Origin of the sequence: Bacillus cereus group sp. MYBK95-2 (assembly GCF_051915225.1) — a bacterium.
GTDB classification, from domain to species: Bacteria; Bacillota; Bacilli; order Bacillales; family Bacillaceae_G; genus Bacillus_A; species Bacillus_A cereus.
This window is the reverse complement of the sequence record NZ_JBQAEH010000001.1, coordinates 13,678-34,091: the sequence shown is the minus strand read 5'-3', so window position 1 is coordinate 34,091 and position 20,414 is coordinate 13,678. Positions and strand designations below refer to the sequence as shown.

Below are 20,414 nucleotides of genomic sequence, written 5' to 3'. Positions count from 1 at the left end.
GCACGCCTTTTTGTTATTCATCGATTCTAATAACCTCGCCTTGAGGGAAGTCCTCAGTTTCTAGTAAGTTACGAATAGCTTTCGCAACATATTCAGGTGATAATAGTTTTCCTTCTTCTTTTAATGCAATGAAGCGGTCCAAATTTATGAAATCTTCTTTATTTGTTTCGCGAATTTGTGATTGCATATTTGTATCAACAACGCCAGGTGCAAAAGCGACGATTTTTACTGGATATTCTTTTTCCACTTCTTCAGTTGCTACGCACTGTGTAAACATATTTACACCAGCTTTCGTTGTACAATAAGCGCCCCAGCCAAAGTAAGGGTTTTTTCCTGCACCAGATGAAATGTTAATAACGCGTTTATCTACTTTCCAGTCTTTCGTATGTTTCATAAATGTAGATGTAAGAATCATAGGTGCAAGTAAATTAATGTGAACGTTCGTAATGAATTGTTCACTTTCAGCTTTTTCAATTGGCTTCATAGGTGCAACTGTACCCGCATTATTAATTAAATGAATAGAGGATACATTGTCTTTTTTAATAGATGAAATGATCTCTTTAAAGTTAGTTTCTAAGTTATGTACATCTTGAAGATCTAGGGAATGAAAAATGCAATTGCTGTTATATTGCTCTGCAAGTTTTGTAAGCTCTTGATTTTCTCTTCTAGAAATAGAGATGACAGTTGTATTTTTTTCTAATAATTGCGTAGCGATTGCCTCACCTAAACCTTGTGAAGTTCCTGTTATGATAACGTAGCGCATAGTTTTATAAACCCCTCTCATATGTGCGGAATTTTGTTGGACAACGTACATTGTATAGTTTGTCTACATTTTATAGTATAGAGCACTTTTTACTATAATTGAAATGAGATGATTGTGTGCCTTTTATAAATAGGTTTACGACAACAGTACCTGGTGCCGTCACGTTTACTGGGAATACGCTGGGACTTAGCCCTACATCACCTGCACCAGGTAATATTTTTGGTACACTTGCTGTGTTTACGACAGTAAATACAGCATTGCAAGTACCAGGGTTCCCAGCAGGGACAACAGATGAATGGCAATTGAATTCTTCAAGTGCAATTTTAAATCTTCCAGCGGGAAGCAGTGTATTATATGCAGAATTAGTTTGGGCTGGTACTTTCCGGACTGATACGGAAGATGTGTTACCATTTTTAAATGATAACATTACATTTACAACGCCAGCAGGGACGTTTTCTGTTACGCCAGATCCTGCTACCGCGCAGCAAGGTTCAGTAGGAAATCAGTTTTATTATGCTCGCTCTGCCAATGTAACAAATCTTGTTAGTGCAGGTGGAGCAGGCACATATACAACGGGTGCTGTGCCAGCTGCAAGAACTTCAGCCGACCCGACAATCAGTCGTTCAGCTGGATGGACGCTTGAGGTTGTGTATCAAAATGCAAGTTTACCACTTCGAAATTTGTCAGTATATGCAGGTCAAGAAATTATCGATGCTTCATCCCCGCCAGTTGATGCTACAATTTCAGGTTTTGCTACGCCGGCAACAGGAGCTGTTACAGGAAGAGTGCTCGTAACTGCTCAAGAAGGTGATTCTAACATTGTTGGAGATCAACTTCGCTTTGGGCCGAATGCAAATGCTACAGTTGCATTATTCGGACCGAGAAATCCTGCGAATAATTTCTTTCAGTCACAAATTTGTAATGATAGTGGAAATTTAGATACGAGCGGCACGTTTGGAGATTTGAATCAGCCGTTAGGGGTAGCTTTGGCCGTCCGAAGACAAGGGTGGGATATTACGAATGTAGATGCCTCCTCATCTTTAGTAAACAGTCAAACATCAGCAACGGTTCGATTTGTTACAAATGGAGATGGATACGCAGCAGCTGGTTTTGGTGTTCAAATTGATGCAACAGGTCCAATTATTAATCCTGTTAAATCAGTTAATAGAACAGTCGCAGGGGTAGGGGATACCCTCACTTATACGATTACGGTCCCAAATACAGGAACAGGAAGTGCAGAAAACGTTGTATTACGTGATAGTATTCCGAACGGAACGACGTTTGTTGCAGGTAGTGTTACGGTAGGGGGAGTAACACAGCCGAATGCAAACCCTTCTAATGGAATTAATTTAGGTACAATCCCAAATAACACGCAAAGAATTGTTACATTTCAAGTTCGAATAATATCATTCCCGAATCCCAATCCTATTTTAAATCGTGCAATGGTGTCATATCAATTTCGTCCTTTCGTTGGTAGTCCTCCTATTACAAGTACGTCTTCTTCAAACACAGTACAAACGACAGTGAATCAAGCAACTATAAGTATGCAGAAATCTGTAGATTTACAGACGGCAACGCTTAATGATGTATTAACGTACACAGTTAATATCACAAATAATGGAAATGTCACTGCGAGCAATGTTATTTTTGTTGATAGTATCCCTGCTGGAACAACATTTGTCGCAAATAGCGTTACGGTAAATGGAGTAGCGCGTCCAGGAGCGAATCCAGCAAGTAGTATTAATCTAGGAAGTATTAATGCTTCGCAAACGACTGTAGTGCGCTTTCAAGTTCGAGTAACATCGAACCCTCTTGTCAATCCAATTCCAAACCGTGCAAGTGCAACATTTACCTTTACTCCAGTGCCTGGTCAACAACCAGTTTCAGGGCAAGCGACAAGTAATACTGTAGTTACGACAATTAATATAGCTGATATAACAACGAGAAAAACAGTGGATAGAGCTTTTGCAACGGTTAACGATGTTCTTACGTACACGGTAACAATTCAAAATACAGGAAATGTACTTGCAACGAACGTTATTTTTCAAGATCCAATACCAATTGGAACGACATTTATAGCAAATAGTGTGACTGTGGATGGGGTTTCACAACCTGGGGTAAATCCAGCGACTGGGTTTACAGTAGCAAATATATCTCCCGGCGGAAGTAGGACAGTGACTTTTCAAGTACGAGTGACATCAACGCCATCAGGAGGCACAATTGCGAATCGCGGAAATGTAACTGCTAATTTCGTCGTTATTCCAAATCAGCCACCAATAACGATTAATAGACAAACGAATACAGTTGTGACACAAGTTAATACAGGTGGTTTAAATGTAATAAAAGAAGTGAATACAACGCAAGCGGCAGTAGGAGACACTTTAACATACACAATTGCCGTTCAAAATACAGGGAATGTTCCGTTAACAAATGTATTTTTCCAAGACCCTATTTCTTCTGCTGTTTCATTTGTTGCAAATTCTGTAACAATTAATGGAGTACAGCAAAGTGGACTAAATCCGAATACAGGATTCTCTCTTCCGAATATTCCTGCGGCTCAAACGGTTGTAGTCACATTTGACGTAGTAATTGTACAGAATCCAGAAAATGAAGATATTTTAAATCAAGCAAATGTAACAGCAAGCTTTCAAGTGAATCCGAATGAACCACCAGTAACAATCAATGTACCGAGTAATGTTGTGAATACGACAGTACAATCAGGAAACTTTGAAGTTGTGAAAGCAGTCAATACGGATGTTGCAACAGTAGGGGATATTTTAGTATATACAATAGAAGTCATAAATGCAGGTAGTGTACCAGCTACGAATGTATTTTTCCAAGATTCAATTCCCCAAGGGACATTATTTATTGAAAATAGTGTAGTTGTGAATGGTGTTTTACAAGAAGGGGCAGATCCAGAACTTGGATTCCCATTAAATAATTTGCCTACTGGCGCCAGTGTTATTGTTACATTTGAAGTATTAATTGATGAAATTCCCCAAGGAAATAATGTTGTAAATAATGCGAATGTAACTGGAGATTTCCTTGTAAATCCAACAGAGCCGCCGATTACTGTAACAGTACCAAGTAATACTGTTATGACGATCGTGAATTCTTCAGGGTTAAATGTAATGAAAAGTGTAAGTGCTACTGAAGCCGGTGTAGGAGATACGTTAACGTATACAGTTCGTATACAAAATAGTGGAACGGTGACAGCGACAAATGTATCATTCCTTGATCCGATTCCAGTTGGAACCACTTTTGTAGCGAATAGTGTAACAATAAACGGGACGCCTCAACCAGGTTTAAACCCGACAACTGGATTTCCACTTGCTAATATTCCAGTAGGAGGAATGGTGACGGTCACTTTTCAAGTGACAATCACGAGTGTACCACCAAATAGAGTTCTTCCGAATAATGCGAATGTCACTGCTGATTTCCAAGTAAGTCCTCTCCAGCCACCAATTACAATTGTAACGATTAGTAATATTGTTGTGACGCGAGTGAATGTAGGATCACTTAATGTAATGAAGAGTGTAAATACACTACAAGCCGGTGTAGGAGATACGTTAACGTATACGATTCTTATTCAAAATACAGGAACTGTTCCTGCAACGAATATTGTTTTTCAAGATCCAATTCCGTCTGGTACTGCCTTTGTAGCAAATAGTGTGACGATAAATGGAGTCGTACAGCAAGGCGCGGATCCTATGCTAGGTTTCCCGGTACCAAATATTCCGGTCGGGCAAACGGCTACGATTACGTTTCAAGTTACAGTGACGAGTGTTCCGAGCGGTGGAAATATAAGAAACCAATCGAACGTTACTGCAAGTTTTCTTATAAATCCAGCAAACCCTCCAATAACGACTGTTACAAATAGTAATTTTGTAGTGACGCAAGTAAACACAGCACAGTTAAATATACAAAAATCTTCATCTGTACAACAAGCAGCACTTGGAGAAACTTACACGTATTCTGTTGTCATTCGAAATAACGGTACAGTAACAGCAACGAATGTCTCTTTCCTTGATCCAATTGCTTTAGAAACAACTTTTGTAGCAAATAGTGTAACGATAAATGGAACGCCACAACCTGGATTTGACCCAAATGTTGGTTTCCCGCTTCCTAATATTGCAGCTGGAACATCATTGACAGTAACGTTCCAAGTTACGGTAGTTGCACCGTCTACACGTGGAGCGGTATTAAATACAGCATCTGCTACAGCCACTTTCTTATTAAATCCTTTACAGCCACCTGTAACAACAACGAATTCAAGTAATACAACGGTAGTTACAATACCGTTACCTCCTCCTGGTGAAGTAACTGCAACAAAAACAGTTGATGTTGCAACTGGGGCCGTTGGGGATGTATTAACGTATACTGTGCTCATTTCAAACGTAGGAATTATCCCTGTTACAGATGTGTTCTTCCAAGATGTCATACCAGAAGGAACGACGTTTGTTGACAATAGTGTAACGATAGGTGGAGTGCAGCAACTTGGTTTAAATCCAGAAATAGGATTTACAGTTACTCCATTATTAATCGCTGGTGGAAGTATTGAGGTCACATTCCAAGTGACGATTACAGAAATTCCAGATAATGAAGTCATATTAAATGATGCAGATGTTACATTTACTTCACAACCAAATCCGCAGGAACCACCGATTACGGAAACGATATTAACAAATTTAGTCGTTACGACAATTAATATAGCCTTTATTTTTCCATTGAAACTAGTAGATAAAGAAGTAGCGACGGTAGGAGAAATATTAACGTATGATGTATTGATTTTTAATTTCGGAACAGTGCCAGCGACGAATGTTCAATTTATCGATACTACTTCCGCGGGTGTAGCATTTGTACCAGGAAGTGTGAGCATAAACGGGGTACCAGCACCAGGATTAGATCCTTTCATTGGTTTTACAGTTCCAGATATACCTGTCGATGATTTTGTACTTGTCACATATCAGGAAGTGGTTACAAGCATACCAGAAGGTGGAACGATTGTTAATTTTGTAGACGTTACAGCTACATTTGCTGTAAGTGAAACAGAACCGCCTATTACGGAAACAACGACAAGTAATACGACATTAACAGAAATCAATGAGCCTGGTTTGAATGTTTTAAAATCAGTGAGTCAGCCGGTTGTTGCAGTAGGCGATACAATCACATATACAACAGTAGTTCAAAATACAGGAACAGTGCCAGCAACGAATGTTCAATATAGTGATGTATTACCTTCCTCTATAGCATTCGTGCCGAACACTGTAACGATAGACGGTGTGTTACAACCTGGATTCAATCCGAATAATGGATTCCCGCTTCCAGATATAAACCCAGGTGAAAGTGTAGAAGTCATCTTCCAAGTAACCGTTGTTAGTGCGCCATCAAACGGAACAATTGCCAATACGGCAAATGTAACTGGAAGTTTTGTATTAGTACCAGGAGAACCACCAGTTATAGTAACAGAGCCGAGCAATACAACACTTACAACTGTAAATAGAGGGCAATTTAATGTTATTAAACAAGTAAATAGGGTTGCTACTCTCGTTGGAGATATATTAACGTATACGGTTCAAATAACAAATACTGGAACAGTAACAGCTAATGCTGTTCAGTTTGTTGATACCATTTCAGCAGGGGCGTCATTTGTACCAAATAGTGTAACGATAAATGGAGCCTCGCAACCAAACTTAAATCCGATTACTGGATTTGGAGTTGGAGATATCCCAGTTGGTGAAACAGTTATAGTGACGTTTCAAGCGACAGTTACAAACATCCCGTCATCAGGAACAATTACGAACGTTGCAAATATAACAGGAAGCTTTACTTTAGTGCCAGGAGAACCACCAGTTGTAGTAACAGAGCCGAGTAATACGACGATAACTAGAGTGAATAGAGGACGATTCAGCGTTATAAAATCTGTAAATAAAGAAGCGACACGATTAGGAGATACGTTAACGTATAGTGTGCAAGTTACAAATACGGGAACGGTAACAGCAACGAATGTTCAGTTTATCGATGTTCCATCACCTAGTTTAGAATTCGTTCCTGGAAGTGTACAAATAAATGGGATTCCGCAAGTAGGTTTAGATCCATTTGTAGGCTTTGCATTGCCTGATCTTGCAGTAGGGGATAGTGTATTAATTACATTTGAAGTAAATGTAATCGCAGTTCCGCCTTCTAGTAGCATTATGAATACAGCAAGAGTAACGGGTGATTTCGAATTGATTCCAGGAGAACCTCCGTCTACAATTACAAATTCAAGTAATACGACGGTTACGCCGGTAAATAGAGGTAGCTTAGATATGCTAAAAGAAGTAGACCATTCAGTTGTTGGTGTAGGAGAAACGGTAACGTATACTGTTCGTATATTAAATACTGGTACTGCTGATGCAATGAATGTTCAATTTATCGATGTGCTATCTCAGGAAGCTGATTTCGTTCCAAATAGTGTAACGATAAATGGGGTTCCGCAACCGGGGGTAAATCCGCAGATTGGATTTACGATACCTGATATACCAGTTGGTGAGACGGCACTTGTAACATATGAAGCTACGATTACAAGTTTTCCGGATGGTGGTACAGTAGTGAACGTTGCTGGGGCGTTAGCAGAATATATTTTAGTACCAGGGGAGCCGCCAGTTACAGTGATGGATACAAGCAATACAGTTATAGTGACGGTAAATACTGCAATCTTATTTGTTGCAAAAGGAGCAAACTTTGAAGTAGCAATGATAGGGGATGTTGTCACTTACGGAATCGCTGTTATAAATGATAGTACAGTTCCTGTGACCAATATTGTGTTAACAGATATCATTGATCCGAATACGCTATTTATAAATGGTACGGTAACGGTAAATGATGTACCTCTTCCATTTGCTAATCCGAATACTGGTATTCCGTTAGGTGATTTTCAGCCAAATGATGCAGCAATTATTAATTTCCAAGTTGTAATAATAGGAGGGCAAGTAAATAATTTAGTTACAAATACTGCTACAGCGAATGGGCTTGCAACTGTAAATCCGAATGAGCCGCCAGTAGTAGTTGAAGGTGATAGTAATACAGTTGTTATCCCGTTTATTCCTCAAAATGTCTCAACGACAGTCGTAAAAACGGCAGATTTACAGGTAGCAACAATTGGAGATGTCATTACGTTTACGACAGTCATCACAAATACGGGTGATACTGTAATGCAAAATATTCGTTTTCAAGATATGTTAGATAGTAGTGTTCGATTTGTTCCTGGAAGTGTAACGGTTGATAATACGCCAGTGCCGAATGTAAGCCCGGCAGTAGGGTTTCTTATCGGAAGTTTAAATCCTGGTGAAGCAAGGACAGTTTCGTTCCAAGTAGCAGTACAGAGCGCGCCAAATGGTTCAGGAAATTATATAAATCAAGCGAGTATTCGTTTTGAACATCAAGTAGGCACAGTATTGCCACCTGTTACACAAATAGTAGAAAGTAACATAGTTGTCATTCCATTTGTTCCAACGATTGAACAAATTTGCGAAACGAATCTTAATTGCTTAGGGAAAATTCCTTTTCAATGTTCTCCGTGTGATCATTTGCAAATAAAGAAAAAATAAATGAAGAAAGAGCATCCTGTAAGAGAAGGATGCTCTTTCTTCATTAATCATGTAGATTCTTTTTCGGGCGAGGTGAAAAATTCGTCGATTTTGTCGGAAAGTAGTAATGGAATAGCTCCTTTTATAACAGAAATGTCCCAGTCCCACCATGCAAGATTCTCTAGTTTGTCAATTGTTTCTTGCGGGAAACGATATCGAATAAATTTTGCTGGATTACCAGCCACAATTGCATATGGAGGGACGTCCTTTGTAACAACACTTTTTGCACCAATAATGGCACCGTTACCAATTGTAACACCAGATAAAATGCAGGATTGATAACCAATCCATACATCATTGCCAACTACGATATCACCTTTTGAAGAAGGGTGACCAGTAATATGTGCTCCTTCATCAAAAAGTGCATTAAATGGATAAGTCGTTATCCAGTCTGCGCGATGTTCACCGCCAAGTATGAAAACGACTTCTTCTGCTAATGAACAAAACTTACCTATTTTCAATTTTGTTTCATCGTTCCAAGAAAAAATGGTTGGCCCTACTTTACTATAAGTATAATCACCAATATCATATTTATTATATTCAGGTTTTTGATTTAAATATAACATGCTTCTTCAGCCTCCTTTCTCAATTAAGCGATACGTATGGAATATTATATGCAAGATGTAGTAATGTGAACTGTATTAATAGGTGAAATGAACAAAAGGGAGTGGGATGTATGCGATACGAAATGGGTTTATATAATAAACCGTTTCAGTCAATTCAATCAGGGAAAAAAGTATATGAAGTACGCCTATACGATAAAAAACGTCAACTAATAAACAAAGACGATGAAATCGTATTTACGAATCTTACGACAACAGAAATGATGACGGTAAAAGTAACGGAAATAAAGCGATACGAGAGCTTTAAAGCTATATATGAACAAATCGATAAAAAATTATTGGATTGTGAAAATGATAGTTTAGAGGAAATGTTAGAAAGTACATACAAAATATATACGAAAGAACAAGAAAAAGAGTGGGGAACAGTTGCGATTCGTATTGAGGTAATAAAATGATAAGAAATCGCGGAGCCGCTATCATTGTACAGGAAGGAAAAATCGCTCTTATAAAACGTATTCGAGAAGAGGAAAGATATTATGTTTTTCCTGGCGGAGGGATTGAGGAAGGTGAAACGCCTGAAGAGGCAACGAAAAGAGAGGTATACGAAGAATTAGGGGTACATATACAAGTGGAGCACCTTATTGCAAAGGTAAAATATAAAGGAAATGAATATTATTATGCTGCCTATATTACAGGCGGAGTGTTCGGAAGCGGAACAGCTGAGGAATTTCAGCTGGAAGGTAGGGGAAATTATATTCCGTTATGGCTACCGATAAACGAGTTGGAAAAAGTGAATATAAAACCTTATGAAGTGGTCAGAAATATATTTAATCATTATAAAATATAACGTCTGACAACATACAAAAAAAACCATTGACATAGTCTTCTGATTTAAGTATTGTATTCGAGTATGTTTATAATCAGGAGGTTTATATGAGCAATCAAACTACTACACATCATGTGAAAATGACAACAGCGGATCCATCTGGAATTGGTCTATTTGGATTAGCGATGGTAACACTTGTAGCATCATCTCAAAAGTTAGGCTTAACAGATGGCGTTTCACTTGTATTACCGTGGGCAATCTTTTTAGGAGGATTTGCACAAATCTTTGCTTGCATTCATGATGCAAAGCATAACAATACATTCGGTACAACAGCATTCGGTGCGTACGGTCTATTTTGGCTAGGTGTTGGAATGACTTGGTTAATTCAACTTGGAGTATTTGGCGAAAAATTAGCACAAGCTGCAGATTCAAAACAGCTTGGTGTAGCCTTTATCGGATATTTGATTTTCACAATCTTTATGACAATTGGTGCAATGGAAACACATAAAGTATTATTTATGATTTTCGTCCTTATTGATTTCTTATTTATCGGTCTTTCATTAAGTACTTTAGGTGTTATGCCGCATGCAATGCATAATTTAGCAGCATATTCTGAACTTCTTATTTCATTATTATCTTTCTACGGTTCAGCAGCAGCAGTGTTAAATACACACTTCGGAAAAGGTGTTTTACCAGTAGGAAAGCCTTTTGGTATTTTTAAAAAATAATAAAAAAGCACAGATGATTGTATAGTCATCTGTGCTTTTTTATTTATTCCGCTCTTTGTGGGTTGTCTGAAAAAGCCTGATTGGTGAGGACTCATTAAACTTTCACTTTATCCCGCTATTTACCGGGCAGTAAGCCCCCCCCCGCCTCAAAATTCAGCGGAAACAAAGAAGTTAGGTGGGGGATGAATACCCTCACTGATTAAAGTTTCACCTTATTTGAAATAAGTAATGTGAAATGTAAATAAAAGTAGAAAAAATCAATTGAAATTGATTCTCATTATTAATATAATGAGAATGAGAATCATTTATTGTTAGAGGGGGATGCCAAAGTGGCAAAAATTTTAATAGCTTATGCAAGTATGTCAGGAAATACAGAGAGTATTGCTGATTTAATTAAAGTTAGTTTAGATGCTTTTGATCATGAAGTAGTATTGCAAGAAATGGAAGGCATGGACGCTGAAGAATTATTAGCTTATGATGGAATCATTTTAGGATCTTATACGTGGGGCGATGGTGAATTACCATTTGAAGCGGAAGATTTTCATGATGACTTAGAAAATATAGATTTAGCTGGGAAAAAGGTAGCGGTATTCGGATCGGGTGATACGGCGTATGAACTGTTTTGTGAAGCGGTAACGATATTTGAAGAACGTCTTGTGGAACGCGGTGCAGAGCTTGTACAAGAAGGGCTGAAAATTGAATTAGCTCCAGAAGATGAAGAGGATGTTGAAAAATGCAGTAATTTTGCAATTGCATTTGCTGAGAAGTTCTAAGAATGGGAGTGTCAACGTGGAGACAATGTTAAGTGCAACTGCTATTACAAAGTTAAGAGATGGAAAACTGTTGTTAGCTACTACATATAATGGCTTATTTGTTGAACAAGACGGAGAATGGAAACGAATTTTAAATGGTTTTCAAAAACGAATTAGGGATTTACATAGCGAAGATAATGTAGTTTATGGTGTAGGTGACGAAGGGATTTTTATTCGCAGTATGAATGGTGGAGAGAACTGGACAATTCAGCGTTTTCCAACAAAAGCAACGAGTTGGAATGTATGTAGCAATGTACAAGGAACTGTTGTTGCTCATGGAGAAAAAACGCTGTATCTTTCTAATAATTTCGGTTTGACATGGGAAACTATTCATCCGTTTCTTGAGTATGGCAGTGCGGCACCGTCTATTCGATCATTATTTTTATATAAACATTACTTATTTATTGGTACGAAAATACATGCTAAATATGGTGGTGTTTGGCTCTTTGATTTGAAGACACGTAAATTAAAGAGGATTAAAATTGCGATGAATCAAATGATCTCCGCGTTGACTTTACACAATTCTTATTTAGTAGCGGCAAGTGGATCGTGCAAGGGAGTTAGCGGAAATATTTCTTATTGTAAAATAGATGAAAGTATTGCAAGTGAAAAAATATATTGGCATACATGTCAAAGTGAGCAGAAAGCAAGTAGTTATTTAGACTTAAGTGTAGATCAACATGTTTTATATACAACTTCAACGCAAAATAAGGCGGGGATTAGTAGTGTGTGCCGTGTGCTTCTTGAAGAAGGTATTGTTACAGTATGTGATTCAGTTAAAGGGCACGGATGGCGCATTGTTAATCAAAAAGATGGTTATGTAGTAGCCGGATCAGGTGAATTAAAAGCAATGCAGTGGGAACAAAAAATAATTTAAGAAAAAAACTTTACTTTTATTATATTGATATGATATAGTATATTTAAACCATTTTACTTTTAATAATATAGAGATTTAAATGAGCTGTAACTTCCGAGGAGGATAGCAATGTTAAATCTCCTCAGGGGTTGCAGTTTTTTAATATCTGGCTTATTATTGTAAGGTGGTTGAAAATGAATATGTACATATAGGTACATTGTAGGAGGATTTTTTTCATGCAAAACGGTAAAGTAAAATGGTTTAACTCAGAAAAAGGTTTCGGTTTCATCGAAGTTGAAGGCGGAGAAGACGTATTCGTTCATTTCTCAGCTATCCAAGGCGAAGGCTTCAAAACTTTAGAAGAAGGTCAAGAAGTTACTTTCGAAGTAGAACAAGGTAACCGTGGACCTCAAGCTACTAACGTAAACAAGAAGTAATTTTTGAAAAAAGAAGGGCTCGCCCTTCTTTTTTTTGCATTTTTATAGATGTCCTCCTACTTACATATCATAACAAGACTGAATTTTCATTTATTTATTCGGAGTATTTTTGTATAAAGTACATGAATAAATAAATACTGAAAATAAAGTGTTTGTGTGAAAAGGAATTTAGAAAGAGGTAAATAAATTGAAAAACGCTACACATTTCATTGTGTTTGATATTGAAAGGAATTTCAGACCGTATAAATCAGAAGATCCATCAGAAATAGTTGATATCGGAGCTGTAAAAATAGAAATAGGTACAATGAAGATAATTGAAGAATTTTCGGAGTTAGTAAAACCAAGTGCACGATTAACTCGTCATACAACAAAATTAACCGGTATTACGAAAAAAGATTTAATGGGTGTAGAAAAATTCCCTCAAATTATAGAGAAATTTATTCAGTTCATCGGCGAAGGTTCTATATTTGTTTCATGGGGAAAAGAAGATTATCGCTTTCTATCTCATGATTGTACATTATATGGTGTTGAATGCCCAAGTATAGAAAAAGAAAATAGAATTGATTTGCAAAAATTTGTTTTCCAAGCATATGAGGAATTGTTTGAACATACGCCAAGTTTACACTTTGCGGTAGAACAGCTCGCTTTAACGTGGGAAGGAAAACAGCACCGTGCTTTAGCAGATGCTGAAAATACAGCAAATATACTTCTTAAAGTATATAGCGAGAGAGATATTAATAAGCGATACAAAAGACATGGTGAACTTGAACTTGTAAAAAACGGAAAACTAACAGAAAAAGCAAAAAAAAAGATGCGAAAATGGGTATTTAAAGAACTAAAGAAAAATACAGAACGCCCTTTTGAATGGAGTACATTTGAAAGTAGTGACACGTGGGAAAGTATAACGGAAAGATATTATATAAGTGAAAATACAGTAGAACTCCTGAAAAAACATTTTCGTACAGCAGTGAGAAAAGCGGAACGGCAGATTAGGTATTTGGCTGAGATGGAGGAGAATACAGAGGTTAAATGAATTTCTCCTCCGCCTCTAACTACATACATGTAATAACAGCGTATTGATATTAAATAGGCATCAACTTGTTGTTGTGATTGTGCATTATAATTGCTTTGGGAGTGTTAAGACGTAATAAGAGCTTTAAACCGTATTAATAAAATAAATATATATATAAAGAAAAGATTGTAGTTTAATGGAAACAATCTTTAACATTTTAACTGTTTTAGTTTTTGGGATAATATTTACCACACAATTAGCATTAACTACACTTTCTTTCATAGTAAAGAAGAATTGGAAAAAACTTAATATCTCTTTAAGTTGTGGTGTATTAAAGTTTAAAATAGAAGAGTAAGATTGAGCTTTGTACAAGGGAGGTGTGATAGTGGTAGACTTGGATATTAAAGATGTCACAGTAAAGATGGAATTAAACGGTGTCTTTTGGAATGAGGATCGGATTGCTGAAATGAAGGTGACTACAAAAGAAGAGCATTCTGTTATTCTTCGTCTAGTAGTTGATTTAGAAAGTAAAACTATTAGGGCGACGAGTGCGGAAATAGTGAATGGATTCTGCCCTCTGTGCAAACAGAAAAGGGACGAATGTAGTGAACTTAATGACTTGCAAAACAAAATGGAAATTTTAGAAGAAGCCTACGATTGGGTGAGAGAACATCCGGAATATCGTTTTCAATTATCTTTTTACGAGTACAATAAATTTGAGGTAGTAAAGTGAAATTTGCATCTTAACAACTTATAGAAGGACTTGGTCAAATAGAAATATTGAAGTAGATATTTCTAATGGAAATAAGCTTGTATAACAAGGAAGGGATGTATTTGATTCTGCAACAAATGTCATCTTGCATCAAAAAAATTTGAAAATAAACATGTTTTATTATAAAGCAGAAAAATCGATTCTTAGTAGAATCGGTTTTTAATATAAACAAAAGAGCGCTTATTATAAGCGCCCAGTAACAACAGTTATATGGAAGTATTTATCCCGTAAAAGCCCGATTGGTGAGGGTTAATAATTAGTGGGGGATGAACAAAACCCCACTGATTAAAGTTTCACTTTATTCAATACCGCTCGGATCAAACGAATACTGCTGCTTATTCTCAATCCGCTCAATCACATCTTGCAGCTCATCTGGCTTCAGAAACTCAATAGGAGAGAAGCCTTTTTCAAATGTAAGTGTGTCTGCTTCAATCATAAGTACATATCGATCATTTACCTTCGCAATATGTATTTGATCCCCGAAATCAGCAAGCAGGGCCTTCACAGAGATATGATCTGCTTTTAGTTTTAATTCGACTTCAGGAGCATGCTCGACGATTTGAGCAGTTGCTTCCATTACTTCTTCGGTTGAAAATTGTTCCATAATTTCGCGTTTCGGACTGGCAGCCCATACTTCCATCGCTTGGTCGAATTGTTCGCGTTCTTCCGTACCTTCTTCAAATACATCTTCAATTTGGTCGTATACCATGTCCATTACTTGTGTTTTCATAATTTCAGGCATAGAGCGTTCGTATTCGACGAATTTTAAGAAGTCTTCAAAGTAGCGGGCATGTGATGCTTGGTGTATTTTTAGTTCGCCTACTTCAACCATACCTTCTTCAGGCATGTACGGATATTGGATAGATTTCATATTCTTTGTTGTGATGGCCATTTCAACGTTACGAATCAGTGTTGATTCATCAGAAATAGAAGCAACCTTTGGTTCAAAGTCGCATTTCATTACGAATACGAATGGATCATCAAAGTATTTGCGTAGTTTTGCCTGAGCAATTAAAAATACACCACCACGTACAGCGCTTGTGTCAAGATATGTATAAACGAGAGGTTCGCTCATATCTTTAAAGTTTTCTTTTGTTTCTGCAAAGCGAATACGATTAAAAAGGTTGTAATGAGGGTTTGAATCAAGTTCGTGCCCTTCTTCTACAATAAAGCGACCAATTTTTGTTGGGGCTTGTTCTGTTTTTGCATGACGTTCTACTTTTCGCTTCGATATTTTTAATAACTCACCATTCAAAAATTCTTTTAAGGAACTATCTTCATATTCTTCAGCGTCTAAAGTTTGAAAATGTTTGTAGCGTTTATCAACTGCTTCACCTTTTCCTTCTACTTGTACAACATAAAAGGAAAGATAATTTATTTCAAAATCCATATTTATCACCTTGTTTCATTTCATTAACTCTTATCAGTATAGAGATGGAAAAAACTTTCGTCAATTTATATAAGGAAGGGGAAGCCCCTTCCTTTATATAATCTTTATTTTCTCGATTAAAATCCGTCTTCTAATGCTGCGAATGGAATGTTTAGTCTGTTTTCTACTGTGCGTAAACGTTGGTTTAAGCGGTTTAGTCTACGTGTATGGCGCTCAACTGTATTTTCTAGTTGACGAACTCTTTGTTCAAGCTCATTTACGCGTCTTTCTAATTGACGATTTCCAGTGCCAGGAAAAGAGATTGGAAGTTGGAATTGTCTATTTTGGTCATATGGATTCGTGTGCTCTGCTTGATCTATATAAGATTGATATTGTGTTTGTAAGTCATACTGTGGTTGTTGGTACGCATATTGATTATATGGATCATATGGATTGTAGGGATACATAATAACATCCTCCATTTCTTTAAAATAGGTTGAATTCACCATAATGTATGTGCAAAAGCGGAGTGGTGGCACGGCAAATACCTATTTATGTTGACGGGATTTCTCTTTATCCCGCTATTTGCTGGGCAATAAGACCCCCATGTCAAAATTCAGCAGAAACAAAGAAGGTCGGGATGCCCGTAAAACCCCCACTGATTACAGTTTCACTTTATAAAAAATAGCTTGAGGGTTTTTGATTTGTATTTCTTTTGCTTAATGGTATATACTGGATAAAAGAGAGAGTTTACATAAAAGTTACAATTCTATCAAACTCAAACTTTTATGTAAATATGTATAGACATTTATAAAAGAAAAGAGTAATTTATATAGAGTGAAAAATAACTTGTAACATTTTATAAACATATTGTAAAATGATTGTAACAAAACATACATGAAAATGAAATAAATACATAATAGTGATGTTGGGGAAAGGGAGAGAGTATATTGTTCCGTAAAGTAAAGGGTATATTGGTTGGGGTGTTATGTGTAGCTATAATGAGTGGCTGTGGTGCAAAAGTAAGTGATGTTGCATTGGTAAGTGATATTGGTGGGCATACTGTAGAGGCTAAAGCAGAAGTGCAGGATACTATTAGTTTAGTTGATGGTCGAACTGGTACTGAAGTGAAAAAATTAGATTTATCTAGTTTAGGCTATTTTGAAGATGACGCGAAATTTAAAAAGTCTGTAACAAAGGTTGTTGGTGAGGTTGGAAAAAGCGTCGACAAAAAAATGGTTCCTTCACGTATAGCACCTGATGGAAGTTGGCAAGAAGGAAAACCTTCTTATGAATTAATGGAAAAAGAATTAGTAGATAAATTGTTAAATGTTGGTATGTGGGATGCTACGTATCAGTTGCCGATCGTGGAGAAAAAACCAGTCGCAACATTAAGTGATGCGCAAGGAAATGGTACGGTAATTGGTAGATATGAAACGAACTTAGGTGGTTCAACAGGTGGCCGTATTGAGAATATTCGTTTGTCGGCAGCGAGCATAAATGGAGTTGTGTTAGCAAAAGGAGACCGTTTCTCTTTTAATTCATTAATCGGTGATACAACACCAGATAAAGGATATCAATTAGGGAAAGAAATAGTTGATGGTAAATTAGTAGATGGATATGGCGGTGGTGTTTGTCAAACATCTTCAACTTTATACAATGCAGCAGATCAAGCTGGTCTGAAAATGGTGGAGAGAACTACACATTCTAAAACGGTAGGTTATGTTCCACAAGGAAGAGATGCTACAATTGCATATCCATACTTAGATTTAGTATTTGAAAATACGAATGATGCACCTGTGAAGCTTTATATGGGCATTCAGGGTGGAAAGCTAGTTGCTGAAGTACATAAAATGAGATAAGAGTTAAAAAGCCACCTTTTCTAAAAGTTAGAAAAGGTGGCTTTTTATTATGAAAATAAAAATGTATGTAAATTCTGACTTTTCTTATTTACATAGGATGATTTTAGTTGTATCCTTCATAGTAACGGTTATATGTAATGGGAAAATATAGGGATAAGGAGATGAAGTTATTCATGGTAAAAATTCATCCGAAAACACGTATTGGTCATGTTGAATTTAAAGTGAAAGATTTAGAGCGTCAAATTGCTTTTTATGAGAATGTTGTAGGATTAGAGGTAATTAAGCAAGAGGGGAATAAAGCATATTTATCTGGAAAAGGTGGAAAGAATGCGTTACTTGTTCTTGAAAAGTTAGAGGACGGGGTACTGCAAGAACCGCGTACGACTGGTATATATCATGTAGCCTTTTTAGTTCCGACTCGTGAAGCTTTTGCTTCTGCGCTATTTGGGGTTCTTCGTAATAAGAATGTAATTGACAGCCCGGCTGAGCAAGAAGGGCGTTATACATATTCAAATGAAATTTTACCAATTTCAAGGTTTAATAGTGCAAGTGATCATACATATAGCGAAGCTTTTTATTTGCAAGATTTAGAGGGGAATGGTATTGAAATTTATGTAGACCGTCCGCGCGATCGATGGGGAGAAGGGCCAGGAGGAAGTACACCACTTGATTTAAAAGAATTGGCAACATTCGTTGATTATGAGTTTGATGGTTTGCCTGCTAATACTGTCGTTGGGCACGTACATTTACGAATAGCTGATGTAGAGAAATCACATGAATTTTATGTGGAAACAGTAGGTTTTGAAGTACAACAGCGTGAAGAGGATTGCTTATTTATTTCAGCAGGGGGATATCATCACCATATTGGTGCAAATACGTGGAACGGAGTAAACAATCCACACCCACCAGTACATGCAACTGGGCTAAAGGTGTATACGATTGTACTACCTTATAAAGAAGCGTTAGATGAAGTGAAAGAAAGATTAATAGAAAAACAACATGAAATAAATGAAACTACAAATGGGTTTGTGGTGGTAGATCCAAGTGGTATTACAGTGCAGTTTGAAATAGAAGCAGTGTAAAATAAGCGAGAAAGTGTATAATCACTTTCTCGCTTATTTGTGATCATTCATAGCTCAATCCAATATCTTCTTACTACATTCCCATCTTCCTCAGTGAAATCATCATCACGAAGCCCGCCGTTATGTAAAATCGTTTTTTCAGAAGCGGTATTCACTGCGTCGCAAACGACAAGTACTTTCGTGATGTCTAATTCCTTCGTTTTTTCTAATGATAATGCTAGTAACTTCGTAGCATAACCTTTTCTTCTTTCAGAAGGGCGAATGCCATAACCAATATGACCGCCAGCGTTAAATAAATGTTCGGTTAAACTATGACGTATATTAACAGCTCCCACAATTTTATTTTCATCTGTAACAAGCCAATATGTAGAGTCTGGTACCCAAGTTTCAGGGATATTTATTCCGTTATGCGCATCGAGAAGTTCTTGAACCATAGCTGGGAAGTTGGCAGGATTTTTTGAGATAACCCACGGGATCATTGTTTCACCGCTATCTTTCCATTCGTTATAGAAATCTAAGTATTCTTCTTGTAAATCAGTAGTAGGTGTAAGTAACGAGACGTTCATTGTTAGTAAGCTCCTTTATTTATGTATTTTTTATAAAAAATTATGAAACAAAATGAAAGCGTTTTCTAAAATTTCTCAACCTAATTTCATGCAATCCACCTTTGGTTTTTTAGAAAATTAGTGAAGGTTTAAAATCAGGAGTTATTTATTTTATGTTAATATTTAAAATATTAACATAAAACAGTCGGAGTATTAAGTGTATTTTAGTGGTATTCTTTCATGGTGATAAATGGATGTTTGTGATAATTTTTGTTTTATCTATCTATAATGAATGAAAGGGGGAAGTGCCCGTGAGTGTAGATTTTGATTTTATTATACGAATCGGTGTTGCTGGCTTGTTAGGAGCAATGATTGGTATTGAAAGAGAAATTCGATCGAAAGAAGCTGGATTAAAGACTCATTTCCTCGTAGCGGTAGGAAGTGCGTTAATAATGGTTGTTTCGAAATATGCCTTTTCAGATATTGTGTATGAAGAGCATACGTCTCTAGACCCAAGTCGGATTGCAGCACAAGTCGTTAGTGGAGTTGGTTTTTTAGGTGCAGGCACAATTATTATTCAAAAGCAGGCGGTGAAAGGATTAACGACCGCGGCTGGTTTATGGGCTACTGCCGGTATAGGATTAGCAATTGGAGCGGGAATGTATGTAGTAGGCATTGGAGCGACGATTCTCGTTTTAATTGGTTTAGAAATTGTAAGTCGTATTTTTAAGGTGCAATTTCTATTTCCACAAAATATAACAGTGCAAATGTTTGTAAATAAACATGAAGCGATACAACAAATATTAGAAACACTACAAGTGAAAGGCATCCCAATACTCTCATATGAGGTGGAAGCTTCACAGCAAGGTACAGAAACTGTTTATAAGGTAGGAATGCAGCTGAAAAATATATCGTCAGAAGAAAAGAATGAGTTTATTCAGCATATGCAAACATTACCGGAAGTTACGTTTATAAAGTTAAAATCATAGTGTTGAAAACGAGGATAGATGTAGCAGAAATTTTGCTATTATCTATCTTTTTTTGATCTAAAATGCACGGAAAGTCAAGCGTTAATTTTACATGAAATGAATATATGTGTGAACGTTACCTTATTTTTTCTCAATACAGGACAAAAAGTAAAAATAGTAAAATAATGGAG

The 20,414-nt window shown here is 36.8% G+C and carries 17 protein-coding genes; 12 read left to right on the top strand and 5 right to left on the bottom strand.

Annotated elements, in window-relative coordinates; translation table 11 throughout:
- Positions 1-13 precede the first annotated feature (13 nt).
- Positions 14-763, bottom strand: coding sequence for a (S)-benzoin forming benzil reductase (locus ACTFN4_RS00125; protein ID WP_001271070.1), 750 nt, complete (start codon positions 761-763; stop codon positions 14-16).
- Positions 764-879: 116 nt separating this feature from the next.
- On the opposite strand from ACTFN4_RS00125, the gene ACTFN4_RS00120 reads away from it, so the two are divergent.
- Positions 880-8,352 carry a DUF7507 domain-containing protein gene (locus ACTFN4_RS00120; protein ID WP_410986433.1) on the top strand — a complete coding sequence of 2,491 codons (7,473 nt, stop codon included), beginning with the start codon at positions 880-882 and terminating at the stop codon, positions 8,350-8,352.
- 47 nt (positions 8,353-8,399) lie between these two features.
- Here the strand turns inward: ACTFN4_RS00120 and ACTFN4_RS00115 are convergent, their stop codons facing one another.
- On the bottom strand, positions 8,400-8,957 hold the full coding sequence (locus ACTFN4_RS00115; protein ID WP_000966302.1) for a CatB-related O-acetyltransferase: 558 nt from the start codon (positions 8,955-8,957) through the stop codon (positions 8,400-8,402).
- 110 nt (positions 8,958-9,067) lie between these two features.
- Between ACTFN4_RS00115 and ACTFN4_RS00110 the strand changes: the two genes are divergently transcribed.
- The 8 genes from ACTFN4_RS00110 (at position 9,068) to ACTFN4_RS00075 (ending at position 14,358) form a co-directional block, all read left to right on the top strand.
- Positions 9,068-9,409 carry an ASCH domain-containing protein gene (locus ACTFN4_RS00110; RefSeq protein WP_074555052.1) on the top strand — a complete coding sequence of 114 codons (342 nt, stop codon included), beginning with the start codon at positions 9,068-9,070 and terminating at the stop codon, positions 9,407-9,409.
- Positions 9,406-9,801 carry an NUDIX hydrolase gene (locus ACTFN4_RS00105; protein WP_000620822.1) on the top strand — a complete coding sequence of 132 codons (396 nt, stop codon included), beginning with the start codon at positions 9,406-9,408 and terminating at the stop codon, positions 9,799-9,801. The genes ACTFN4_RS00110 and ACTFN4_RS00105 overlap by 4 nt, the downstream gene beginning before the upstream one ends.
- Before the next feature lie 86 nt (positions 9,802-9,887).
- Positions 9,888-10,508, top strand: a complete 621-nt coding sequence (locus tag ACTFN4_RS00100) for an acetate uptake transporter (protein WP_439962008.1) — start codon at positions 9,888-9,890, stop codon at positions 10,506-10,508.
- Positions 10,509-10,837: 329 nt separating this feature from the next.
- Complete coding sequence (locus tag ACTFN4_RS00095; RefSeq protein ID WP_001062752.1) at positions 10,838-11,281, top strand: flavodoxin; 444 nt, start codon at positions 10,838-10,840, stop codon at positions 11,279-11,281.
- Positions 11,282-11,297: 16 nt separating this feature from the next.
- Positions 11,298-12,197 (top strand): WD40/YVTN/BNR-like repeat-containing protein, encoded by a 900-nt coding sequence (locus ACTFN4_RS00090; RefSeq protein ID WP_000449496.1) that lies wholly within the window; start codon positions 11,298-11,300, stop codon positions 12,195-12,197.
- A 215-nt stretch (positions 12,198-12,412) separates the two neighbouring features.
- Positions 12,413-12,613 (top strand): cold shock-like protein CspB, encoded by a 201-nt coding sequence (gene cspB, locus ACTFN4_RS00085; protein WP_001179150.1) that lies wholly within the window; start codon positions 12,413-12,415, stop codon positions 12,611-12,613.
- Between the two features lie 187 nt (positions 12,614-12,800).
- Complete coding sequence (locus ACTFN4_RS00080) at positions 12,801-13,646, top strand: exonuclease (RefSeq protein ID WP_000786414.1); 846 nt, start codon at positions 12,801-12,803, stop codon at positions 13,644-13,646.
- 364 nt (positions 13,647-14,010) lie between these two features.
- On the top strand, positions 14,011-14,358 hold the full coding sequence (locus ACTFN4_RS00075; RefSeq protein WP_000227983.1) for a hypothetical protein: 348 nt from the start codon (positions 14,011-14,013) through the stop codon (positions 14,356-14,358).
- Positions 14,359-14,695: 337 nt separating this feature from the next.
- On the opposite strand, the gene ACTFN4_RS00070 is transcribed toward ACTFN4_RS00075, so the two are convergent.
- Both ACTFN4_RS00070 and ACTFN4_RS00065 read right to left on the bottom strand, forming a co-directional pair.
- Entirely contained in the window at positions 14,696-15,787 is a 1,092-nt protein-coding gene (locus tag ACTFN4_RS00070) for a DUF3900 domain-containing protein (RefSeq protein WP_000345046.1), read from the bottom strand.
- A 116-nt stretch (positions 15,788-15,903) separates the two neighbouring features.
- The gene (locus tag ACTFN4_RS00065) at positions 15,904-16,233 is read right to left on the bottom strand and encodes a hypothetical protein (RefSeq protein WP_000283715.1); all 330 of its coding nucleotides are present in this window, start codon (positions 16,231-16,233) and stop codon (positions 15,904-15,906) included.
- A gap of 483 nt (positions 16,234-16,716) precedes the next feature.
- On the opposite strand from ACTFN4_RS00065, the gene ACTFN4_RS00060 reads away from it, so the two are divergent.
- Together ACTFN4_RS00060 and ACTFN4_RS00055 are read left to right on the top strand one after the other, a co-directional pair.
- A complete protein-coding gene (locus ACTFN4_RS00060; protein WP_227899771.1) occupies positions 16,717-17,628 on the top strand; it encodes a VanW family protein in 912 nt (303 codons plus the stop codon).
- Positions 17,629-17,765: 137 nt separating this feature from the next.
- On the top strand, positions 17,766-18,710 hold the full coding sequence (locus ACTFN4_RS00055) for a VOC family protein (RefSeq protein WP_130055527.1): 945 nt from the start codon (positions 17,766-17,768) through the stop codon (positions 18,708-18,710).
- A gap of 47 nt (positions 18,711-18,757) precedes the next feature.
- On the opposite strand, the gene ACTFN4_RS00050 is transcribed toward ACTFN4_RS00055, so the two are convergent.
- Entirely contained in the window at positions 18,758-19,276 is a 519-nt protein-coding gene (locus ACTFN4_RS00050) for a GNAT family N-acetyltransferase (RefSeq protein WP_001103118.1), read from the bottom strand.
- Between the two features lie 290 nt (positions 19,277-19,566).
- Here ACTFN4_RS00050 and ACTFN4_RS00045 point away from each other — a divergent pair, with 290 nt between their 5' ends.
- On the top strand, positions 19,567-20,244 hold the full coding sequence (locus ACTFN4_RS00045; RefSeq protein WP_000109728.1) for an MgtC/SapB family protein: 678 nt from the start codon (positions 19,567-19,569) through the stop codon (positions 20,242-20,244).
- Positions 20,245-20,414 lie beyond the last annotated feature (170 nt).

Excerpts from the sequence above, each read along its gene's own strand:
- cspB (WP_001179150.1), top strand. The coding sequence starts at position 12,413 with ATGCAAAACGGTAAAGTAAAATGGTTTAACTCAGAAAAAGGTTTCGGT.
- ACTFN4_RS00100 (WP_439962008.1), top strand. The coding sequence starts at position 9,888 with ATGAGCAATCAAACTACTACACATCATGTGAAAATGACAACAGCGGAT.
- ACTFN4_RS00105 (WP_000620822.1), top strand. The coding sequence starts at position 9,406 with ATGATAAGAAATCGCGGAGCCGCTATCATTGTACAGGAAGGAAAAATC.
- ACTFN4_RS00070 (WP_000345046.1), bottom strand. The coding sequence starts at position 15,787 with ATGGATTTTGAAATAAATTATCTTTCCTTTTATGTTGTACAAGTAGAA.
- ACTFN4_RS00065 (WP_000283715.1), bottom strand. The coding sequence starts at position 16,233 with ATGTATCCCTACAATCCATATGATCCATATAATCAATATGCGTACCAA.
- ACTFN4_RS00055 (WP_130055527.1), top strand. The coding sequence starts at position 17,766 with ATGGGAAAATATAGGGATAAGGAGATGAAGTTATTCATGGTAAAAATT.
- ACTFN4_RS00125 (WP_001271070.1), bottom strand. The coding sequence starts at position 763 with ATGCGCTACGTTATCATAACAGGAACTTCACAAGGTTTAGGTGAGGCA.
- ACTFN4_RS00115 (WP_000966302.1), bottom strand. The coding sequence starts at position 8,957 with ATGTTATATTTAAATCAAAAACCTGAATATAATAAATATGATATTGGT.
- ACTFN4_RS00110 (WP_074555052.1), top strand. The coding sequence starts at position 9,068 with ATGCGATACGAAATGGGTTTATATAATAAACCGTTTCAGTCAATTCAA.
- ACTFN4_RS00050 (WP_001103118.1), bottom strand. The coding sequence starts at position 19,276 with ATGAACGTCTCGTTACTTACACCTACTACTGATTTACAAGAAGAATAC.